The organism is Serratia sp. Ae19-1, from assembly GCF_059801225.1.
On record NZ_JBCHWD010000008.1, the window covers coordinates 160,270 to 180,538 of the forward strand.

17 protein-coding genes, 6 tRNA genes and 1 other RNA gene are annotated in these 20,269 nt (G+C 60.2%); 15 read left to right on the top strand and 9 right to left on the bottom strand.

Annotated features, from left to right (window positions below; all coding sequences use genetic code 11):
* Window positions 1–2 precede the first annotated feature (2 nt).
* Window positions 3–335: a DUF2502 domain-containing protein gene (locus tag AAIE04_RS21060; protein ID WP_019453817.1), complete on the bottom strand. Its 333-nt coding sequence runs from the start codon at window positions 333–335 to the stop codon at window positions 3–5.
* A gap of 397 nt (window positions 336–732) precedes the next feature.
* Here AAIE04_RS21060 and AAIE04_RS21065 point away from each other — a divergent pair, with 397 nt between their 5' ends.
* Window positions 733–1,962, top strand: a complete 1,230-nt coding sequence (locus AAIE04_RS21065) for an L-lactate MFS transporter (protein ID WP_019453818.1) — start codon at window positions 733–735, stop codon at window positions 1,960–1,962.
* 67 nt (window positions 1,963–2,029) lie between these two features.
* On the opposite strand, the gene glk is transcribed toward AAIE04_RS21065, so the two are convergent.
* Window positions 2,030–2,992 carry a glucokinase gene (gene glk, locus AAIE04_RS21070; RefSeq protein ID WP_498577644.1) on the bottom strand — a complete coding sequence of 321 codons (963 nt, stop codon included), beginning with the start codon at window positions 2,990–2,992 and terminating at the stop codon, window positions 2,030–2,032.
* Window positions 2,993–3,302: 310 nt separating this feature from the next.
* Between glk and AAIE04_RS21075 the strand changes: the two genes are divergently transcribed.
* On the top strand, window positions 3,303–4,550 hold the full coding sequence (locus tag AAIE04_RS21075; RefSeq protein WP_154746588.1) for an ion channel protein: 1,248 nt from the start codon (window positions 3,303–3,305) through the stop codon (window positions 4,548–4,550).
* Here the strand turns inward: AAIE04_RS21075 and AAIE04_RS21080 are convergent.
* Together AAIE04_RS21080 and AAIE04_RS21085 are read right to left on the bottom strand one after the other, a co-directional pair.
* Window positions 4,547–5,239, bottom strand: a complete 693-nt coding sequence (locus tag AAIE04_RS21080) for an aspartate/glutamate racemase family protein (RefSeq protein WP_019453821.1) — start codon at window positions 5,237–5,239, stop codon at window positions 4,547–4,549. The two genes, AAIE04_RS21075 and AAIE04_RS21080, sit on opposite strands and share 4 nt — an antisense overlap.
* 67 nt (window positions 5,240–5,306) lie before the next feature.
* The gene (locus tag AAIE04_RS21085; RefSeq protein WP_019453822.1) at window positions 5,307–5,759 is read right to left on the bottom strand and encodes a multidrug/biocide efflux PACE transporter; all 453 of its coding nucleotides are present in this window, start codon (window positions 5,757–5,759) and stop codon (window positions 5,307–5,309) included.
* Window positions 5,760–5,857: 98 nt separating this feature from the next.
* Here AAIE04_RS21085 and AAIE04_RS21090 point away from each other — a divergent pair, with 98 nt between their 5' ends.
* Entirely contained in the window at window positions 5,858–6,748 is an 891-nt protein-coding gene (locus AAIE04_RS21090; RefSeq protein ID WP_025160151.1) for a LysR family transcriptional regulator, read from the top strand.
* Here AAIE04_RS21090 and AAIE04_RS21095 read toward each other — a convergent pair.
* A complete protein-coding gene (locus tag AAIE04_RS21095) occupies window positions 6,724–8,385 on the bottom strand; it encodes an alpha-keto acid decarboxylase family protein (RefSeq protein WP_498577645.1) in 1,662 nt (553 codons plus the stop codon). The two genes, AAIE04_RS21090 and AAIE04_RS21095, sit on opposite strands and share 25 nt — an antisense overlap.
* 189 nt (window positions 8,386–8,574) lie before the next feature.
* On the opposite strand from AAIE04_RS21095, the gene mgrA reads away from it, so the two are divergent.
* Window positions 8,575–9,564 (top strand): L-glyceraldehyde 3-phosphate reductase, encoded by a 990-nt coding sequence (mgrA, locus tag AAIE04_RS21100; RefSeq protein WP_498577646.1) that lies wholly within the window; start codon window positions 8,575–8,577, stop codon window positions 9,562–9,564.
* 224 nt (window positions 9,565–9,788) lie between these two features.
* Window positions 9,789–10,199 carry a DUF2502 domain-containing protein gene (locus AAIE04_RS21105; protein ID WP_498577647.1) on the top strand — a complete coding sequence of 137 codons (411 nt, stop codon included), beginning with the start codon at window positions 9,789–9,791 and terminating at the stop codon, window positions 10,197–10,199.
* A 40-nt stretch (window positions 10,200–10,239) separates the two neighbouring features.
* Here AAIE04_RS21105 and AAIE04_RS21110 read toward each other — a convergent pair whose 3' ends face one another.
* Window positions 10,240–11,391 carry an Nramp family divalent metal transporter gene (locus AAIE04_RS21110; RefSeq protein WP_498577648.1) on the bottom strand — a complete coding sequence of 384 codons (1,152 nt, stop codon included), beginning with the start codon at window positions 11,389–11,391 and terminating at the stop codon, window positions 10,240–10,242.
* Window positions 11,392–11,768: 377 nt separating this feature from the next.
* Between AAIE04_RS21110 and AAIE04_RS21115 the strand changes: the two genes are divergently transcribed.
* Window positions 11,769–12,956, top strand: a complete 1,188-nt coding sequence (locus tag AAIE04_RS21115) for a NupC/NupG family nucleoside CNT transporter (protein ID WP_004936373.1) — start codon at window positions 11,769–11,771, stop codon at window positions 12,954–12,956.
* A 120-nt stretch (window positions 12,957–13,076) separates the two neighbouring features.
* On the opposite strand, the gene AAIE04_RS21120 is transcribed toward AAIE04_RS21115, so the two are convergent.
* Both AAIE04_RS21120 and AAIE04_RS21125 read right to left on the bottom strand, forming a co-directional pair.
* Window positions 13,077–13,152 (bottom strand) — tRNA-Ala (locus AAIE04_RS21120).
* A 59-nt stretch (window positions 13,153–13,211) separates the two neighbouring features.
* Window positions 13,212–13,287 (bottom strand) — tRNA-Ala (locus AAIE04_RS21125).
* Window positions 13,288–13,595: 308 nt separating this feature from the next.
* Here AAIE04_RS21125 and AAIE04_RS21130 point away from each other — a divergent pair.
* A complete protein-coding gene (locus tag AAIE04_RS21130) occupies window positions 13,596–14,381 on the top strand; it encodes a formate/nitrite transporter family protein (protein WP_174135606.1) in 786 nt (261 codons plus the stop codon).
* A 70-nt stretch (window positions 14,382–14,451) separates the two neighbouring features.
* On the opposite strand, the gene gltX is transcribed toward AAIE04_RS21130, so the two are convergent.
* Window positions 14,452–15,867 (bottom strand): glutamate--tRNA ligase, encoded by a 1,416-nt coding sequence (gltX, locus tag AAIE04_RS21135; RefSeq protein WP_015378659.1) that lies wholly within the window; start codon window positions 15,865–15,867, stop codon window positions 14,452–14,454.
* A gap of 294 nt (window positions 15,868–16,161) precedes the next feature.
* Between gltX and AAIE04_RS21140 the strand changes: the two genes are divergently transcribed.
* The 8 genes from AAIE04_RS21140 to fepG all read left to right on the top strand — a co-directional run bounded on the left by AAIE04_RS21140 (window position 16,162) and on the right by fepG (window position 20,261).
* Window positions 16,162–16,237 (top strand) — tRNA-Val (locus AAIE04_RS21140).
* A gap of 29 nt (window positions 16,238–16,266) precedes the next feature.
* A tRNA-Val gene (locus AAIE04_RS21145) sits at window positions 16,267–16,342 on the top strand.
* A gap of 39 nt (window positions 16,343–16,381) precedes the next feature.
* A tRNA-Val gene (locus AAIE04_RS21150) sits at window positions 16,382–16,457 on the top strand.
* Window positions 16,458–16,464: 7 nt separating this feature from the next.
* Window positions 16,465–16,540 (top strand) — tRNA-Lys (locus AAIE04_RS21155).
* Window positions 16,541–16,615: 75 nt separating this feature from the next.
* Window positions 16,616–16,740, top strand: a non-coding RNA gene (locus AAIE04_RS21160) — RtT sRNA.
* Window positions 16,741–16,944: 204 nt separating this feature from the next.
* Complete coding sequence (gene fepB / locus AAIE04_RS21165; RefSeq protein WP_498577649.1) at window positions 16,945–17,952, top strand: Fe2+-enterobactin ABC transporter substrate-binding protein; 1,008 nt, start codon at window positions 16,945–16,947, stop codon at window positions 17,950–17,952.
* A 216-nt stretch (window positions 17,953–18,168) separates the two neighbouring features.
* Window positions 18,169–19,224 carry a Fe(3+)-siderophore ABC transporter permease gene (gene fepD / locus AAIE04_RS21170; protein ID WP_019453832.1) on the top strand — a complete coding sequence of 352 codons (1,056 nt, stop codon included), beginning with the start codon at window positions 18,169–18,171 and terminating at the stop codon, window positions 19,222–19,224.
* Window positions 19,224–20,261 (top strand): iron-enterobactin ABC transporter permease, encoded by a 1,038-nt coding sequence (fepG, locus tag AAIE04_RS21175; RefSeq protein ID WP_063919822.1) that lies wholly within the window; start codon window positions 19,224–19,226, stop codon window positions 20,259–20,261. The genes fepD and fepG overlap by 1 nt, the downstream gene beginning before the upstream one ends.
* Window positions 20,262–20,269 lie beyond the last annotated feature (8 nt).

Consider the following 20,269-nt stretch of genomic DNA (forward strand, 5'->3'; position numbering starts at 1 on the left):
GCTTACCAGCGCGGGCCCGGACGGTAGTAATAGCCCGGCGGCGGCGGTGGCGGCATGCGGTAATGCGGCCGATCGCGCCAGTCGCGCGGCGGCGGCCCGTAGTAGATCACCCGTGGCGGCGGGCCATAGTAGTAACCGCGCGGGCGTTCATACCGGTGGTGATCGGCCCACCAGCGCGGATCGCGCCAGCGATAGCCGTCCCAGTAGTGGCCGCGATTGTCGCGATCGCCGATATGCAACGACAGGCCCGGCACGTTCACGCCGATGGACACATCGGCCTGGCTCGCCAGCGGCAGCGCCAACAGCGCAGCCAGTAACAACAGCGTTTTTTTCATTTCATGGACTCCTGCAGAGCGGACCTTGTCCGATCGCAGATAACATAGTCCCGCGCTCACCGCCGCTCTATAGGCGCAATGCCGATTTACGCCTTTCAGACGCATCCTTCACAATTTCACCACAATCGTTCACCGGCGATTAACAATAAATCGTTGATATCTTTGATGTAGATCACGTGTCACCTGCGGCATTTCACGCGCTTTTCGGCGCAAAAACGGCAACTCACGCCGCATAAAATGCATTTCATTCCTTCCGTCGTGCAACTCATTCCCGATCCGCCGTCCACCGGGAGAGCCGGCCATATAATAAGCCCATACCGCGGGAACGTTGATTCACCCCGCAAATTTCAGCCAGCGGCTCACGCCCGGCAACGCACACACAGGAAGGAGACCGGCCATGAACACCAAACCGGCAAATCGCAGCTTAATCGTTCTCGGCACCATCATCTGTCAGATGGGTCTGGGCACCATCTACACCTGGAGCCTGTTCAACCAGCCGCTGGTCGACAAGTTCCATTGGGGGCTGGCGGACGTCGCCACCACCTTCTCCATCACCAGCTTCTTCCTGGCCTTCGCCACGCTGTTCGCCGGCAAACTGCAAGAGCGTTTCGGCATCCGCAACCTGACGCTGTGTGCCGGCATTCTGGTCGGCCTGGGCCTTATCGCCAGCGCCCACGTCAGCTCGCTCGACATGATCTACCTGCTGGCCGGCGTAGTGGTGGGCTTTGCGGTCGGTATCGCCTACATCTCCACCCTGTCCAACCTGATTAAGTGGTTCCCGGCCAACAAAGGCCTGATTTCCGGCATCTCCGTCGGTGCCTTCGGCAGCGGCAGCCTGCTGTTCAAATACGTCAACGCCGCCCTGATCGCCGACGTCGGCGTTTCCGGCGCCTTCTTCTACTGGGGTGTCATCGTGATGGGCCTGATCGTCGTCGGTTCGCTGCTGCTGAAAGAGCCGGTGCTGGCGACCCGCACCGCACAGCAAGGCGCCAACGGCCTGGGCAACGACTTCAGCGTGCGCCAGATGCTGGCCACCAAAGAAGCCTACCTGCTGTTCACCATCTTCTTCGCTGCCTGCATGAGCGGTCTGTACCTGATCGGCATCGTGAAAGACATGGGCGTTCAGCTGGCCGGGATGGACTTGGCTACCGCCGCCAACACCGTATCCGCCGTCGCCATCTTCAACACCGCCGGCCGCATCATCCTGGGCACGCTGTCCGATAAAGTGGGCCGTATGCGCGTCATCAGCTTCACCATGCTGGTTACCGTGCTGGCGATTGTCGCACTGAGCTTCATGACGCTGAACCACACGCTGTTCTTCATCTGCGTCGGTGCAGTAGCCTTCTGCTTCGGCGGCAACATCACCGTGTTCCCGGCGATTGTCGGCGACTTCTTCGGCCTGAAAAACCACAGCAAGAACTACGGCATCATCTACCAGGGCTTCGGCCTGGGCGCGCTGGCCGGTTCGTTCGTCGCCAAATACTTCGGCGGCTTCCACGCCACCTTCATGGTAATTGGCGTCCTGTCCGCCGCCTCCCTGCTGATTACGCTGTTCATCAAAGCGCCGAAAGCAGTGGAAGTGGAAACCGAAGAAACCGCACAGGCGGCGGAGCTGGCCAAAGCCTGATCCCCGCGAAAACGACAAGGGGCGCAACCTGTGGGTTGCGCCCCTTTTTATTGTTCTGCCGCAGAGCTTACAGCTGCATGCCCAGCGTCTGGCGCAGATGCGCGCCGGCTCCCAGCAGGCCCGGTTGGCCATGCGTGATCATGAACACCGGAATGTCGCGCACATAGTCGCGGAAGCGCCCCTTGTCTTCAAAGGCGGCGCGGAAGCCCGAAGCCTTGAAGAATTCCATAAAGCGCGGCACGATGCCGCCGGCGATGTACACGCCGCCAAAGGTGCCCAGAGTCAGCGCCAGGTTGCCGCCGAAGCGCCCCATGATCACGCAAAACAGCGACAGCGCACGGCGGCTGTCGATGCAGCTGTCGGCCAACGCCCGCTCGGTGATGTCCTTCGGCTCCAGCTTTTCCGGCAGGCGGTTGTCCGCCTTGACGATGGCGCGATAAAGGTTGACCAGGCCCGGCCCGGACAACACGCGCTCGGCGGAAACGTGCCCCACTTCCGCGCGCAGCACCTCCAGAATGATGTCCTCTTCTTCGCTGTTCGGCGCGAAATCGACATGGCCGCCCTCGCCCGGCAAGCTGACCCAGCGGCGATCGACATGCACCAAATGGGCAACGCCCAGCCCGGTGCCGGCGCCGTACACTGCGATCGGTTTGCCCGGCTGAGCCTCGCCGCCGCCAAACTGCAGCACGTCGTCCGGCGAGAGCATCGGGATCGCCATCGAGACGGCGGTGAAATCATTGATCACTTCCAGATGACTCAGCCCCAGGCTGGCCTTCATCGCTTTGATCGAGAACGCCCAGCTGTGGTTGGTCATCGCCACCCAGTCTTCGGTCACCGGGCAGGCGATGGCGATACAGGTGTCCTGCACCTCGATATCGCACTCTTTCAGGTAGTGGCGGATCACCGCCTCCAGGCTGTCGAACTCCAGGCCGGAATAGGTTTTCGCCTGGGTAATCTCACCCGTCGCAACAGTGCACAACGCCAGGCGGGCATTGGTGCCGCCAACATCACCTACGAGGGCATAGGTCATTGATTTCGTCTCCGTAAAATGAAAAATAAACAGCTGCCCACACTGTAAAATCCTGCCGCAAAAACAACAATCACCCGCCTCGGATCTGCGCCCCAATAGCGATCCGGATCACAAAAAACGTTTCAGCTTGCCCGCCACGCCGCGTTTTGAAACAAATTGCGGCAAAAAACGCCCCCCGGCGACTGTTAACCGTCATCGACGCCGGGCAATATCAGTGCGTGCCTGCACGCCGATAGTCTGGCAAGCTGTGGCCACTGTCCAACCACCCGCTCTCCTTGCCCGGCATGGAGGCATCGACAAGGGAATACCCATGCTGCATCCGCGCGCCAATGCCATGTTGGCCTTTGCTTTGCCTGCGCTGATTATCGGTTCCGCATCCAGTCTGGTGCTGCTGTTGGTGATGAACGTCGCCGCCACACTGCAGCAATGGCTGTGGGTGACGCTGCCCGATATGCTGAGCCTGGACGCCCAGTCGCCCTGGTGGCCGGTCGCGATGCTGACGCTGACCGGCGTGGCGGTGGGCCTGATCGTGCGCTATATGCCGGGCCACGCCGGGCCGGACCCGGCGACGGAATCGCTGATCGGCATGCCCCTACCGCTCTCCGCCCTACCGGGGTTGGGGTTGGCGCTGATCGTCGGCCTGGCCGGCGGCGTCAGCCTGGGGCCGGAGAACCCTATCACCGCCATCAATATCGCGCTGGTAGCGGCGGCTGGGGCGCGCCTGCTGCCGAAGGTGCCGCGCATGGACTGGATCATCCTGGCGGCTGCGGGCACCATCGGCGCGATGTTCGGCACACCGGTCGCCGCCGCGCTGATCTTCTCGCAAACCCTGGCGGGCAATAACGAAACGCCGCTGTGGGATCGGCTGTTTGCCCCGCTGGTCGCCGCTGCCGCCGGCGCGGTCACCACCCAGATGTTCTTCGTGCCCAACTTCGCCCTGCAGCTCGACGCCTACGACGTGACGCGGCTGCCGGACATCTTCAGCGGCGCCATCGTGGCGCTGATCGCCATCGCGCTCGGCATGGTGGCGCTGTGGTGCTTCCCGCACGTTCACCGCCTGTTCCATTCGATGAAGAACCCGGTGTTGATGTTAGGGCTGGGGGGCTTTGTGCTGGGCCTGCTGGCGCTGGTGGGCGGAGAGATTACCCTGTTCAAAGGGCTGGATGAAATGAAGCGCCTCGCGCAAGACGATGGCTATTCGGTGCCGGCGCTGTTGACCATTACCCTGACCAAGCTGGCGGCGCTGGTGATCGCCGCCGCCTGTGGCTTTCGCGGCGGGCGCATCTTCCCGGCGGTGTTCGTCGGCGTGGCGCTGGGGCTGATGCTGCATCAACACGTTCCCGCAGTGCCGGCGGCGATCACCGTCTCCTGCGCCATCATGGGGCTGGTGCTGGTGGTGACGCGCGACGGCTGGCTCAGCCTGTTCATGGCGGTAGCGGTGGTGCCGGATCTGCACCTGCTGCCGGTGCTGTGTATCGTGATGCTGCCCGCCTGGCTGGCGCTGGCGGGCAAACCGCTGATGCTGGTGAACCGCCGGCAGCCGCCGCACGACGATTAGGCCAGCGCGAACGCCGCGGCGGCACGGGCGTGGATCGCGGTGGTGTCGAACACCGGCACCGACGCATCCCGCTCGCTCACCAGCAAGCCTATTTCGGTGCAGCCGAAAATAATCCCCTGTGCGCCCTGCTGCTCCAGATCGCTGATGATCCGGCGATACTCGTCGCGCGAGGCGTCGCGAATTTTGCCCAGGCACAGTTCGTCATAGATGATGCGGTGTACGATGTCGCGATCGGCGCTGACCGGCGTCACCACGTCGATGCCGTGCAACTCCTGCAGGCGACCGCGGTAGAAGGTCTGCTCCATGGTAAAGCGCGTGCCCAGCAGCCCGACGCGGCGAATGTTTTTTTCCCGCACCTGCAGCGCCGTGGCATCGGCGATATGAATCAGCGGCAGGCCGCTGGCCTGCTCGACCGCCTCCGCCACCTTGTGCATGGTATTGGTGCAGATCACGATCGCTTCGGCACCGGCGGCGCGCAAAGCCACGGCAGCGGCGGCCAGCAGCCGGCCGGCACCGTCCCAATCGCCCTGGTGCTGCAAGCGTTCAACCTCCTGAAAATCGACGCTGTAGAGCACGATTTTGGCCGAATGCAGCCCGCCGAGGCGCGCCTTTACCTGCTCGTTGATAGTGCGGTAATAAGGAATGGTGGATTCCCAGCTCATGCCGCCCAGCAAGCCCAACACTTTCATCATTCGTTCCTCAGCATTTTCCGACGATCCTCTGACCTTACCTGAGAATCGCCGGGCTGACGACGCCTTATTTGGCGCCGGAATTGATCGGCTGGCGCGCTTCGAACCAGCGCTGGCGCAGCGTGTCGTACAGCCAGTTGTAGGCCATGGTGTACGGCAGGAAGAACAGGAAGAAACCGATTTCCAGCATAAACGCCTGCCCCCAGGAAATGCTCAGCATCCAGGCGGCGATCGGCACCCCGATCAGGATAAAACCGGCCTCAAAGCCGACGGCGTGCAGCGCACGCACTTTCAGGTTACGCACCACCCGGCTGACCGGCCACAGACGGTCGAACACCGTGTTGTAAACCATGTTCCACAGCATCGCGACGGTGGAGAGCATCACCGCCAACGCACCGACCTGCACCATTGAGCGGTTGAGCAGCCACGCGCCCAGCGGGGCGCAAACCATCACGGCGATGGCCTCGAAACCGACGGCGTGGACGATACGTTCAATGAGAGACTTGTTTTGCAGTTGCATACATCACCTTTTATTCGACAGTTGTTGCGAAAGCCAGGTGATTATCATCGTTTTTTTGGGTAGATTAAAAATAGGTTCCATCGATAAAGTAGATATATATGCACTATTCACCGGAAGCGTTACAAGCCTTTGTGGAAGCCGCCGCCCTCGGTTCATTTTCCGCCGCCGCGCGCAAGCTGCGTAAAAGCCAATCCACCGTCAGCACCGCCATCGCCAATCTGGAAGCAGACCTGGCCTTGACGCTGTTCGATCGCAGCGCGCGCCAGCCGGTGCTCACCGCCGCCGGCCGCAAAGTGTTGGGGCACGTACAGGAGATCCTGGCTGCCAGCGAGCGGCTCGATGCATTGAGCATTCAGCTGGCGGGCAACGTCGAACCGCGCCTGAGCATGGTGTTTTCCGACACTTACCAGCCCAAGCACCACGACAGCCTGATGCAGCGGTTCGAACAGCGTTATCCGGAGATTGAACTGGAATGGATGATCGCCGAAGAAGGCGACGTCATCGATCTGCTGCAGAGCGGCCGCGCGCACCTGGGCATGGTGGAAGTGCAAAAAACCTATCCGCCGGATATTGCCTTTTCCCGGCTGCCTGAACAGACCGAAATGGGGCTGTTCGTCGCCCATCAGCACCCGCTGGCGCAGGTCGCTGCGCCGACGCCGGAACAGTTATCCAGCACCCGTCAGCTGATCCTGAACACCTACACCGGCGCCGAGGCGGCCAGGCAAGGAGGATTGGTGTGGTCGGCGCCCAGCTATCTGCTGCTGCTGGAGATGGCGGAACAGGGATTCGGTTGGGCGGTGTTGCCGCACTGGCTGGTGCAGCAATACGGCCACGGCAGGCTCACCCAGTTGCGCCCGCGCGGCTGGCCCAAACTGATTTCGGTGGATGCGGTGTGGTCGAAACTGACCCCGCCGGGCCCGGCGGGGTACTGGATGCTGGAGCGGCTGTTGGAAGACGACGCGGCTCAAGCGGCGGCGTTGCGCGAATGAATCACGCGCGAGAGGGTATCGAGCAGTTCGGGGATGTCCCTCTTCGGCAGCACCACTTCGATGAAAGCCAGCCGATCGCCGTCCGCTACCTCACGCAGCGCCTGGCTCAACCCCTCAGCATCGCTGACGCGCAATGCCTTCACCGGCCGATCACCTGCCAGCGCCGCCGGCAGCTGTGTCCAATTCCAAGCCGCAATGTCATTGTAACTCTGCTCCGGCCCGTGGATGGCGCGCTCGATGGCGTACCCCTGATTATTCAGCACGAAGATCACCGGTTTAAGCCCGTCGCGCAGCATCGATCCCAGTTCCTGCACGGTGAGCTGTGCGGCGCCGTCGCCGATCAACAGCACGACCCGACGCTGCGGTTCGGCGGTTTGCACGCCGAACGCCGCCGGTAAGGTATAGCCAATCGATCCCCACAGTGCCTGCACGATCATTCGGCTGCCGCGCGGCAGCGTTAACGTGGCCGCACCAAAACAGGCCGTGCCTTGATCGGCCAGCACGATATCGCCCGGCCGCAGGAAATCCTGCATCTGTCGCCAGAAAGCGTGTTGATCCAGCCCTTCGCCCGCCGCTTCCGGCAACGCAGGGCGGGCGATCGTCGGCAACGGCCAGCGCGCCGCCAGCGACAGGCTCAGACGATGCAGCGCCAGCACGGCATCTCGCATCGGAATGCGGCTGAACCGCCGCCGCCCTACCCAGGCTTCGAACGGCTGGATATCGATGCACTTTTCTATCGGCAGATGATGAGTGAATCCCCCGGTGATGGTGTCGGTGAAACGCACGCCAACGTTGATCACCACGTCGGCGTTTTCGATCGACTGTTGCACCGCCGGATCGCTGGCGCCGCCGCAGTAGGTGCCGACAAAACCGGCGCGGTTCTCATCCAGCACGCCCTTGCCGAGCAGCAGGCTGGCGTGTGGGATCGCCACTTCCTGCATCCAGCTATCCAGCGCCGTTTCAACGCCGAAGCGATCGGCCAAAAAATCCGCCAGCAGCGACACCCGCCGCGCCCCCAGCAGCTTTTCACGCGCCGCAGCGATAAACGCCCGCAATGCGTTTTGCGACAACCCGGCCTGACGCAGCATCAGCGGCGCCGGTTTGGCCGGCAGCGGCGCTTGCGCAACGTCGCTGGGCAACATCAGGTAAACCGGGCGATGTTCCAGCAAGGCAGCACCGATCAGGCGATCGATCTCCACGGCGGCGTTGTCGGCGGTCAGATTAGCCTGGGCAACGCTGACCTCTTTGGCGATCCGGGCGAAGTGGGTGAAGTCGCCATCCCCCAGCGAATGGTGCAGCAAATCGCCGGCGCGCTGGGCGCGCAGCGCCGGGGTGCCGACGACGTGGATCACCGGCAAATATTCGGCATAGCTGCCGGCTACGCCGTTCAGCGCGCTCAACTCACCGACGCCAAACGTGGTCAGCAGCGCCGCCGCCGGTTTGCAGCGCGCATAGCCGTCAGCCGCATAGGCGGCGTTCAACTCGTTGGCGCAACCTACCCAGCTGACCTGCGGATGCGCAATGACGTGATCGAGGAATTGCAGGTTGTAATCCCCCGGCACGCCAAAGACGTGGCGAATGCCAATCTGAGCCAGACGATCGAGCAGATAATCGGCCACCGTATAGATCTGAGTCATGATCATCACCTGTCTGCAGCTGGAGCGATTATCTTTAAGTATCGAAGATGTTGTTCAAATTTCGAACGATGGCTCTCGCCTCAATCGGCAACCTGGCGTTACATGCTGGCCTTGTGATCCTTCCCCCGGCAGCGCGGAGTGAAAACGCATACACTTAAAGCACTTCACCTCTCGTCGACAAGGATACCCATGTCCTACCAAGCCTCTCCCTCCCGTTATCAAGAGATGGAATACCGGCGCTGCGGCCGCAGCGGACTGAAGCTGCCCGCGGTCTCGCTCGGGCTGTGGCACAACTTTGGTGACGCCACGCTGTATGACAACGCCCGCGGCCTGATCCGCTGCGCCTTCGATCGCGGCATTACCCATTTCGATCTGGCTAACAACTACGGCCCGCCGCCCGGCGCCGCCGAGGAGAATTTTGGCCGCATTCTCCACGCCGATCTGCGGGCCTGGCGCGACGAGCTGATCGTTTCATCCAAAGCCGGTTACACCATGTGGCCCGGCCCCTATGGCGACTGGGGCTCGAAAAAGTACCTGGTCGCCAGTCTCGATCAGAGCCTCAAGCGCATGGGGTTGGAATATGTGGATATCTTTTATCACCATCGTCCAGACCCGGAAACGCCGCTGGAAGAAACCATGGCGGCGCTGGATCTGCTGGTGCGTCAGGGCAAAGCGCTGTATGTCGGCCTGTCCAACTACCCGGCCGAGCGCGCGCGGCAGGCGTTCGACATTCTGCAGCGCCTCGGCACGCCGTGCGTGATCCACCAGCCCAAGTATTCGATGTTGGAACGCGGACCGGAGGCGGGATTGCTGGATACATTGGCGGAACATGGCGTCGGTGCCATCGCCTTCTCGCCGCTGGCGGGCGGCCTGCTGACCGACCGCTACCTGCACGGCGTTCCGCAAGATTCCCGCGCTGCCAGCAGCAGCCGCTTCCTGCAGCCGGAACAGCTGACCGCCGAACGGTTGGACAAGGTGCGCCGCCTCGATGCGCTGGCGCGGCAACGCGGGCAGAAGCTGTCGCAGATGGCCCTGGCCTGGGTGCTGCGCGGCGATCGCGTCACCTCGGTGCTGATCGGCGCCAGCAAGAATGCGCAGATAGAAGACGCGGTGGGCATGCTGGCCAACCGTCGCTTCAGTGAAGAAGAGCTCGCGCAGATCGAGCAAATCTTATTGTAATCGCTTACAAATAACGCCGCTCAATCGAGCGGCCATACTCCAGAAAAATCTCAAATCTCGGCCTGCGGCGTCCTTTTCAGAGTTGTTCTCAGATTCAACCCTATATTGCCGGCGCTATGATGCCGATATTGCAGTAAAAATAACGATAAGGCCGCTTTTTAAACTGATGAACGCGCTTCATAAAGTGATCAACGGCCAAGCCGCGCAAGCGGGAAGGAGAAGTCATGTTTAAACCTCTGCTCTTGGCCGCCATCCTGGCGGCGACGGTGCTGCCCGCCGCACAGCAGGCGCATGCCGAAGGCCTCAGCATCGATCTGATGCCGGGCGTTTCATTACGCATCGGCGATCAGGACAATCGCGGCCGTTACTGGGACGGTTACGACTGGCGCGATCGCGATTGGTGGCGCTCACATCAGGGGCGTTATCTCGGTGACCGCAGCCCGCGCGGCTATTACTGGGATGGCTATCGCTGGCGCGACGGCGGCTATTGGCGCAAGCATTATTACTATCACGAGGGGCATTACCGTAAGTACGACAAGCACTACGATAAACACCACTGGAAGAAAGAGAAAAAACACCACCACGATCATGACCGCGATCGCTGGCGCCGCCACGGCGACGACGACCGCGATTAACCACGACGGGCCGGCGCAACGCCGGCCCGCGCTGTTTCGCTTACAGCACACTGCCGATCAGCAGATAGCCGTTCAACCCAACCACCACCACTACGATCAGTTTGCCCAGGTTTTGCACCACCGGACCGTTGACCATCTCGCCCATCAGCGCCCGATTGCCGGTGAAAGCCAGCAGCGGCACCAACGCCAGCGCAATGCCGAAGCTCAGCAACACCTGGCTCAGCACCAGAATGCGCGTCGCGTCCATCCCCAGCATGATGACGATAAACGACGGCAGCATGGTCACCGCACGGCGCAGCCACAGCGGGATATGAAAATGCACGAACCCCTGCATCACCACCTGCCCCGCCAACGTGCCCACCACGGTAGAAGAGAGGCCGGCAATGCCGCTGTGGCCGCTGAAATGAAACGCGGCGGCGGCGGTGGCCATCATCGCCAGATTAACGAAACCGGCGATGGTCATGGCCACGGCGACGTCGACTTTGGTGGCGGCATAGCGCTCCGCCTTGTCGTGCTCGCCGCCGATTTGGGTGAGCGATGAATGCAGATAGATCACGTGCGGCATAATCGTGGCGCCCAATACCCCGGCGGCCAGGAATACCGCATCGCCGTTAGGCAAATCGGGCAGCGCCATGCCCTGCAACAGCGGCGCCAGCTGCGGTTGTGAGAACGCCAGTTCGACGATGTAGGCGGCAGCGACGAACAGCAACAGGCCACCAATCACCAGTTCCAGCGGCTTTTGCCCACGCTTTTGCAGCATCAGAATTAAAAAAGTGGCGATGCCGGTCAGCACCGCCCCCTGCAGCAGGGAGACGCCAAGCAGCAGCTTAAAGCCGATCGCCGCGCCGATAAACTCAGCCAGATCGGTCGCCATGGCGATGATCTCCGCCTGTACCCAATAAGCCCATACCGCCGGCCGCGGAAAGCGATCGCGAATATGCTCGGCCAGGTTTTTTCCGGTGGCGATCCCCAGCTTGGCGGACAACAGCTGGATCAGCATCGCCATCACGTTGGCCCAGACCACTACCCACAGCAGGCTGTAGCCGAACGAAGCGCCGGCCTGAATGTTGGTGGCGAAGTTGCCGGGATCGATATAGCCGATAGCGGCGATAAAGGCGGGCCCCATCAGCGAGAGTTTGATTTTTCTGGCGGAGCGACCGGAGGTGGTTTCAACCACGCGACTGTTCAGCATATGTTGAACCCTTACTGAAATTACGTTTATCTCCACTCTATATAAATGATAATAATTATCAAGCGCATTTAGAGCGGTAAAACTTATCTCTGTAATAGCCAACATTAACGGTTTTATCGTAGGGTTCAGCGCGGAGCTGGCCGATTTCCGTGCTTTTCTGATGGGATTTTGGCTGCAATACCCCTGAAAGACAGGTTAGCACAAGAATACGAATTTCCTATTCCTGCTTTAACATATTGATTTTTTATGCTTTTACGCAACACTTTAGGAGAACTCCCACTATGATTTTCCATATTTGCAATAGAAGTCTCGTTTTTAAACGTAGCGTTACATAAAATGACAGCCGAAATTCAGCCTGCCTCAAATTTGGAGCAAACATGTCCCATATTGCGCACTTTGCGTTGGCGATAGTGGTGGTGGCGATCCTGGCCCTGTTGGTGTGCCGCGATCGCAAGAGCATCCGCATTCGTTATGTTATTCAATTACTGGTTATCGAAGTACTGCTGGCCTACTTTTTCCTGCATTCGGAAGCGGGTTTGGGCTTCGTAAAAGGATTCGCCGCGCTGTTTGACAAACTGCTCGGGTTTGCGGGACAAGGGACTGATTTCGTATTCGGCGGCATGGGCGACAAAGGCCTGGCGTTCTTCTTCCTGAAGGTGCTGTGCCCGATCGTGTTCATTTCTGCGCTGATCGGTATTCTGCAGTACATCAAAGTGCTGCCGTTCATCATCCGCATTATCGGCACCGTGCTGTCGAAAGTGAACGGCATGGGCAAGCTGGAGTCGTTCAACGCCGTCAGCTCGCTGATCCTGGGCCAGTCCGAAAACTTCATCGCCTACAAGGATATCCTGGGCAAGATGTCGGAAAAGCGCATGTACACCATGGCGGCGACCGCGATGTCTACGGTATCCATGTCCATCGTCGGCGCCTACATGACCATGCTGGACGCCAAGTTCGTGGTGGCGGCGCTGGTATTGAACATGTTCAGCACCTTTATCGTACTGTCGCTGGTCAACCCGTATGACACCAATAAAGAAGAAGAGCTGCACCTCGGCAACCTGCACGAAGGCCAGAGCTTCTTCGAAATGTTGGGCGAGTACATCCTGGCCGGCTTTAAAGTAGCGATTATCGTTGCCGCGATGCTGATCGGCTTCATCGCCCTGATCGCCGCGCTTAACGGTGTGTTCAGCGCCATTTTCGGCCTGAGCTTCCAGGAGATCCTCGGCTACTTCTTCTACCCGTTCGCCTGGATCATGGGCATTCCTAAGCACGAAGCCCTGCAGGTTGGCAGCATCATGGCCACCAAGCTGGTTTCCAACGAGTTCGTGGCCATGATGGAGCTGCAGAAAGTGTCTGCCGAACTGTCGCCGCGCAGCCTGGGGATCCTGTCGGTGTTCCTGGTGTCCTTCGCCAACTTCTCTTCCATCGGTATCGTGGCCGGTGCGATCAAGGGCCTGAACGAACACCAGGGCAACGTGGTGTCGCGCTTTGGCCTGAAGCTGGTGTACGGCTCTACGCTGGTCAGCATCCTGTCCGCTTCCATCGCGGGCCTGGTGCTGGGCTAAGCCTTTCGAACCTACTGCGATAACAAGGCGCCTGCGGGCGCCTTTTTTGTTGACCTGCATTCGGCGAAGGTGAAATGACGCAAAGCAAAAAGCCGACCCTGAGGTCGGCTTTTTAAATGGTGGTGGAGCTAGACGGGATCGAACCGTCGACCTCTTGCATGCCATGCAAGCGCTCTCCCAGCTGAGCTATAGCCCCACAAAAGTGGTACGCATTGACCGGCGTTACGGTATCCCCAACCTTGCTGAGAAGAAGGTTGGTGGAGCTAGACGGGATCGAACCGTCGACCTCTTGCATGCCATGCAAGCGCTCTCCCAGCTGAGCTATAGCCCCGTTCCACAATCACTTTGTGCTGTGAACGGGGCGCATAATATGAAACCCGCTCAAAGCTGTCAACGGCTAAATTGAATTACTGAATCAAGCGTTGAAAAAGCCGCCAAATCAGCATGTTTGGCACCAAAAAATCATCACGTTGCGCAGAGTTCAGCCATTTTGAGCGTTACATCTCAAAATGGCGAAAGACCCTGCATATCACGTTGATTTTTAATTAACGGAATGTTAGCGAAATGCGCTTGAGTCGGACTCCTGCGCGGCATAGACTGCCCGCGCCTTAAACTTCATTACTATAAACCGAGTCCGTCATGTCTTTGCATTCACCAAAAGAAATCGCCGCCCTCGCCGTTCAGGCCGGGGTGAACAAAAGCCGCGCCCCTCTCGCTAATCTGTTGATTCTGGGCTTTCTCGCCGGCGCCTTTATCGCTACCGGCTTTCTGCTGGATATTCACGTCATCGGCACCCTGCCGGCCGAATGGGGCTCTTTCGGCGCCCTATTAGGTGCGGCGGTGTTCCCTATCGGCCTGATCCTGACAATTCTGGCCGGCGGCGAACTACTGACCGGCAACATGATGACCTTGCCGATGGCCTGGTTCGCCCGCGAAATCCCCGCTATCGCCGTGCTGCGCAACTGGTTTTGGGTCACCCTGGCCAACTTCGCCGGCAGCGTGGCCGTCGCCTACTTCTTCGGCCATCTGCTGGGCCTGACCGAGGGCGCGTTTTTGCATAAAACGCTGGCCATCGCGCAGGCCAAAGTGGATGCGGACTTCCTGCACGCCTTTATTTCCGGCGTCGGCTGCAACTGGCTGGTGTGCCTGGCGGTATGGTTAGCCTTCGCCAGCAGGGATGTACCGGGTAAAGTCATCGGCATGTGGTTCCCGGTCATGGCTTTTGTCGCCATCGGCTTCCAGCACGTGGTGGCGAATATGTTCATCATACCGGCGGCCATCTTTGCCGGCGGCATGGGTTGGGAGCAATACCTGCCTAACTTTGCTGCGGTATTCCTCGGCAACGCGCTGGGCGGGGCCGGCTTTGTCGGGTTGATGTATTTCCTCGCCTATCGCCCGGGATTGCCGGCCGGCGAACAAGCCTGATAAACGACAATAAAAAAGCCCCGGGATCGCTCCTCGGGGCTTTTTCTTTATGGATGGCGTATCAGCCTAATCAGGCCTGCGCTTCACGCTCGGCGATGTAAGCCAGCGCCATATCGATGCGCTGCAGCGAACGCTTCTGGCCGATCGCATGCACGGTCACGTCCATGCCCGGCGACTGACCGGCGCCGGTCACCGCCACGCGCAGCGGCATGCCAACCTTGCCCATGCCGACGCCCAGCTCGTCCGCCGTACCCTGAATGGCATCATGCACGTTTTCCGGCGTCCAGACGGTGATGGCGGCCAGCTTGGCGCGCACCGCTTCCAGCGGCTGACGTGCAACCGGGCGCAGGTGTTTCTTGGCGGCGTCGGCGTCGAACTCGCTGAAGTCTTCGTAGAAGTAACGGCAAGACTCCGCCATTTCCTTCAGCGTCTTGCAACGCTCGCCCAGCAGCTTGACGATGTCCTTCAGTTCCGGGCCGTTGCGGGTTTCAAGACCCAGTTGCTCAACGTGCCACGCCAGATGCACCGCCACTTCTTCCGCCGGCATGTGGTTGATGTAGTGGTGGTTCAGCCATTGCAGCTTCTCGGTGTTGAACGCACTGGCAGATTTGTTGATCGCTTCCAGCGTGAAGAACTCTTTCATCTCATCGATGGAGAAGATCTCCTGATCGCCGTGGGACCAGCCCAGACGCACCAGGTAATTCAGCAGCGCCTGCGGCAGGTAGCCGTCATCGCGATACTGCATCACGCCCACCGCGCCGTGGCGCTTGGACAGCTTTTTACCGTCGTCGCCGAGGATCATCGACACGTGCGCGTATTCCGGCACCGGCGCGCCCAGCGCTTTGAGAATGTTGATCTGGCGCGGGGTGTTGTTGATGTGGTCTTCACCGCGGATCACATGGGTGATTTCCATGTCCCAGTCATCGACGACGACGCAGAAGTTATAGGTTGGCGAACCGTCGGTGCGGCGGATGATCAGATCGTCCAGCTCCTGGTTGCTGAATTCGATCGGGCCGCGAATTTTGTCGTCGAAAATCACCGAACCTTCCTGCGGGTTGCGGAAACGCACCACGTGCGGCTCGTCGTCGGTGTGGCTGCACTGGCTGTCGCGGCAGTGGCCGTCATAACGCGGCTTCTCGCCGTTTTCCATCTGCTTCTCGCGCAGCGCTTCCAGGCGTTCCTTGGAGCAATAGCATTTATAGGCGGTGCCCTGCTCCAGCATCTCGTCGATGACCGCGTTATAGCGATCGAAACGCTTGGTCTGGAAATACGGGCCTTCATCCCAATCCAGGTTCAACCAGTTCATGCCATCCATAATTGCGTCGATCGCGTCCTGGGTGGAGCGTTCCAGATCGGTATCTTCGATACGCAGAACGAACTCACCGCCCGCATGGCGGCTGAACAACCAGGAATAAAGTGCGGTACGCGCGCCGCCGACGTGAAGATAGCCGGTCGGGCTCGGTGCAAAACGGGTTTTGATTTTCATTGGGTTCACTGCCTTATTACGCAACGCGTGTCGGCGGTTGCCGACGATTGCTCGGAATTGAAAAAAGAGTGGACGACATTGTATCACCACGCGCTAATTCCTCAACGCCGACACGATATTGCACCGGTCGATTTCACGCGATTTGCGGCCAGTTCCGCATAACATTGCGCAAAGAATCGGCGTCTCTGGTGATAATTATCGCGCCCTGCCTAAATTTGCGGCGAACGATTGAAATCATTTTAAAAACCGTTGACTCACTTTGAACTATCCCTATAATGCGACTCCAACAAGACGGGGCGATTAGCTCAGTTGGTAGAGCATCTCCTTTACACGGAGGGGGTCGGCGGTTCGAGCCCGTCATCGCCCACCATCTTGTTGAGAAAAAATGAGAACGAATGAGGGTGATTAGCTCAGTTGGTAGAGCATCTCCTTTACACGGAGGGGGTCGGCGGTTCGAGCCCGTCATCACCCACCATCATTCTCTCGTTTAGCAGTAACCTGGAAGTCCTGAAGTGGGTGATTAGCTCAGTTGGTAGAGCATCTCCTTTACACGGAGGGGGTCGGCGGTTCGAGCCCGTCATCACCCACCACTTCTGCGGGTCGTTAGCTCAGTTGGTAGAGCAGTTGACTTTTAATCAATTGGTCGCAGGTTCGAATCCTGCACGACCCACCAATTCAGAAAAAAGCGCCTTTTGGCGCTTTTTTCGTTTCTGCGCCACCTGACTCTGCCTTTATCCTCTTACTGACATGGCCCACTGAGTCGTGCGGGTGAGGTCCTGCGTTCAGGTTCGAGCATCGCGTAGCGATACGACAACGCGCAGCGTTGCCCGCAGGGTGAGGCCACAGGCCGAATCAATCCTGCACGACCCACCAATTCAGAAAAAGCGCCTTTTGGCGCTTTTTTCGTTTCTGTCACTCGGCTCCCCCGCTTCTTCTTTCTATTCTTTTCTCCACCACATGCTGAGATACGAATGGTTATCATTTTGGCCGCTTGAATGGTAAATTAGCGGGCAACCCCCACGGCCACTCCGCCGTCGGATTGATACGCCTTTGTGCAAGGAAAGAAAGAGCCCGCTCATGACCCTATCCTTACGTCAGCTGTTTATTTCATTCATCGCCGTTTCCACCTTGCTGCTCAGCGGCTGCGGCCCGGACGACAAGAGCGACGAGCAGAAACCGTCCGCCTCCACCGCCGACAGCAGTTGGCCGCGCACCATCGACAGCGCCAAAGGGAAATTTACGCTGGAAAAACCGCCGCAGCGCATCGTGTCCACCAGCGTCACCATCACCGGCACGCTGCTGGCGATCGACGCCCCGGTGGTCGCCAGCGCCGCCACCAGTCCGAATCCCCTGGTAGCCGATAAACAAGGTTTCTTTACCCAATGGAGCGAAGTGGCCAAACAGCGCCACGTCGAGCGGCTGTATCAGGTGGAGCCGAATGCCGAAGCCGTCGCCGCCGCCGCGCCGGACTTGATCGTCGTCGCCGCAACCGGCGGTGATTCTGCGTTAAAACTGTACGATCAGCTCTCCGCCATTGCGCCGACGCTGGTGCTTGATTACGGCGACAAAAGCTGGCAACAGCTGGCGAGCGAGCTCGGCGAGATCACCGGCCATGAGGCCGGCGCCAAACAGGCGGAAGATCGTTTCGAACAGCGCGTGGAGCAAGTGAAGCAGGCGATTACACTGCCGCCGCAGCCGACCACCCCGCTGGTGTATGCCGACAATGGCCGCGAGGCCATGCTGTGGACGCCGGGCTCCGCCCAGGGCAAGCTGCTGACCCAGCTCGGCTTCCAGCTGGCCACTCCGCCGGAAAGCGCCAAAGGCAACACCAGCATGGGGAAACGCCATGACATCATCCAGATCTCCGGCGAGAAAATGGCCGAGGGCCTGAACGGTAAAACGCTGATCCTGTTCGCCACCAATGAACGCAAAGTGCAGGAGCTGTTGGCCAACCCGTTCCTCAAGCATCTGGAGCCGGTGGAGCAGCGGCACGTCTACGCCGTCGGCAACGACACCTTCCGCCTCGATTACTACAGCGCCACCAACATGCTGAACCAAATCGAGCAGTTGTTCAAAAAGCCCTGAATCACGCTGTCGGCAGGCCAATCCCCTGCCGACGCTTTCCGCAAACGGATCGGCAGTTCACATTCAATCAATTGAAATATCAATAGTTATTAACATCCTCAACGCAGCTAAACCACGAACCGACGGGTGCATGCGGGCGTAAACTCGTGCTACTATTTGGCGCCCGTTATAAACGCAAATAGCAATGAGAATAAAAATCATAAAGGAGTTACCGGTGTGAACGTACCCACTCCGACTGAGCGGACGCTTTCGTCCGCACCGCACGCAGCTTACGCCAGTGGCTTCAAACGCATCGCCGGGTTCGGTATCGGTTTGGCGCTGTTGCTGCTGTGCGTCATTGCCAGCCTGATGCTGGGTTCCAAAGCCATTCCTTTCCATACCGTCTGGCTCAGCCTGCAGGGCGTAGCGAGCGGTTCCGACAGCACCATCATTCTCAACGCCCGGGTGCCTCGTACGCTGGCGGGCATTTTGGCCGGCATGGCGCTCGGCGCCGCCGGCGCGCTGATTCAGGCGTTGACGCGCAACCCGCTGGCCGATCCCGGCGTGCTCGGCATCAACGCCGGCGCCAGCTTCGCCGTGGTCATCGGCATCATGTTTTTCGGCGCCGCCACCACCGAAAGCTATATGGTCTACGCCTTCGCCGGCGCCGCCGTCACTACCCTGCTGGTCTACCTGATCGGCACGCTGGCGGGCGGGCGCATCAACCCGGTACGGCTGACGTTGGCCGGCGTGGCTATCGGCGCGGTGCTGCTCGGCATCACCACCGGGCTGTCGCTGATCGATCCGCAAACCTTTGACCAACTCCGCTTCTGGCAGGCCGGCACGCTGGATATCCGCACGCTGTCCACGCTGCCGGTGACCGCCCCCGCCATTCTGCTCGGCTGCCTGCTGACGCTGCTCATCGCCCGGCCGCTGAATACCATCGGCATGGGGGAAGATCTGGCTATCGCGCTCGGCGCGCGCGTGGTGCTGACTCAGGTGATCGCGGTGATCGCCATCACCTTGCTGTGCGGTGCAGCAACCGCCACCGTCGGCCCGATCAGCTTCATCGGCCTGATGGTGCCGCATATCGCTCGTTGGTGGGTCGGCCCCGACCAACGCTGGATCCTGCCCTACTCCATGCTGCTGGCGCCGATTTTACTGCTGTGCGCCGACGTGGTCGGCCGCTTGCTGGCGGCCGGTGAACTGCGGGTTTCCATCGTCGCCGCCTTTATCGGCGCGCCGGTGTTGATCTGGCTGGTGCGACGCAAGAAAACGCTGGGGGGCTTGTGATGAGTCTGCCCCACACTCTGCATATTGGCCGCCCGGACGGCATCATCAACTGGCGCATGCCGCTGCGCCTGCTGCTGGTCAACCTTTCGCTGCTGGCTTTGTGCCTGGCGATGGCGGTTGCCGCGCTGTGCTACGGCACGCTGCAGCTCTCGCTGGAGCAGGTCTTTGCCGCGCTCAGCGGCGAGGCGCCGAAAAACCTGGTGACTGTGGTCACCCAATGGCGCTTGCCTCGCATCGCCATGGCGCTGTTGTTAGGCGCCGCGCTCGGCATGAGCGGCGCCATTTTCCAGTCGATTATCCGCAACCCGCTCGGCAGCCCGGACGTGATCGGCTTTAATATGGGGGCTTACACCGGCGCGCTGATCGCCATCACCCTGTTCAACGGCGGCTACTATTACGTCGCCGGCGGCGCGCTGGCCGGCGGCATTCTCTCGGCGCTGGCCATCTATCTGCTCGCCTGGCGGCAAGGCATTGCCGGCTTCCGGTTGATCATCGTCGGCATCGCCATCAGCGCAGTGCTGGTCTCCACCAACACCTGGCTGATCATCACCGCTTCGCTCGAGCGCGCCATGGACGCCGCCATGTGGCAAGCCGGTTCGCTCAACGGCATGACCTGGCAAAAAGCCCAGCCCGCGACGGCGTTCATCGTGCTGGCGGCGGCCGCCGCGCTGCTGATGGGCAAACGGCTGCAGCTGCTGGAAATGGGCGACGATACGGCGCGCGCGCTGGGCGTCAATGCCGAAAGCAGCCGGCTGTGGCTGATGCTGTTCGGCGTCACCCTCACCGCCGCCGTCACCGCCACCGCCGGGCCGATTTCCTTTATCGCGCTGGCGGCACCGCAGATCGCCCGTCGCCTGGCCGGACAATCCTCGGTCACCCTGACCTCCTCGGCGCTGATGGGCGCGGCGTTGCTGCTCGGCGCCGACGTGGTGTCCCAACATCTTTTCGCGCCGATCCAACTGCCGGTCGGGGTCGTGACCGTCTGCATCGGCGGCCTGTACCTGATTTGGCTGCTCATTCGAGAGGCCCGCAGATAATGAAGAGT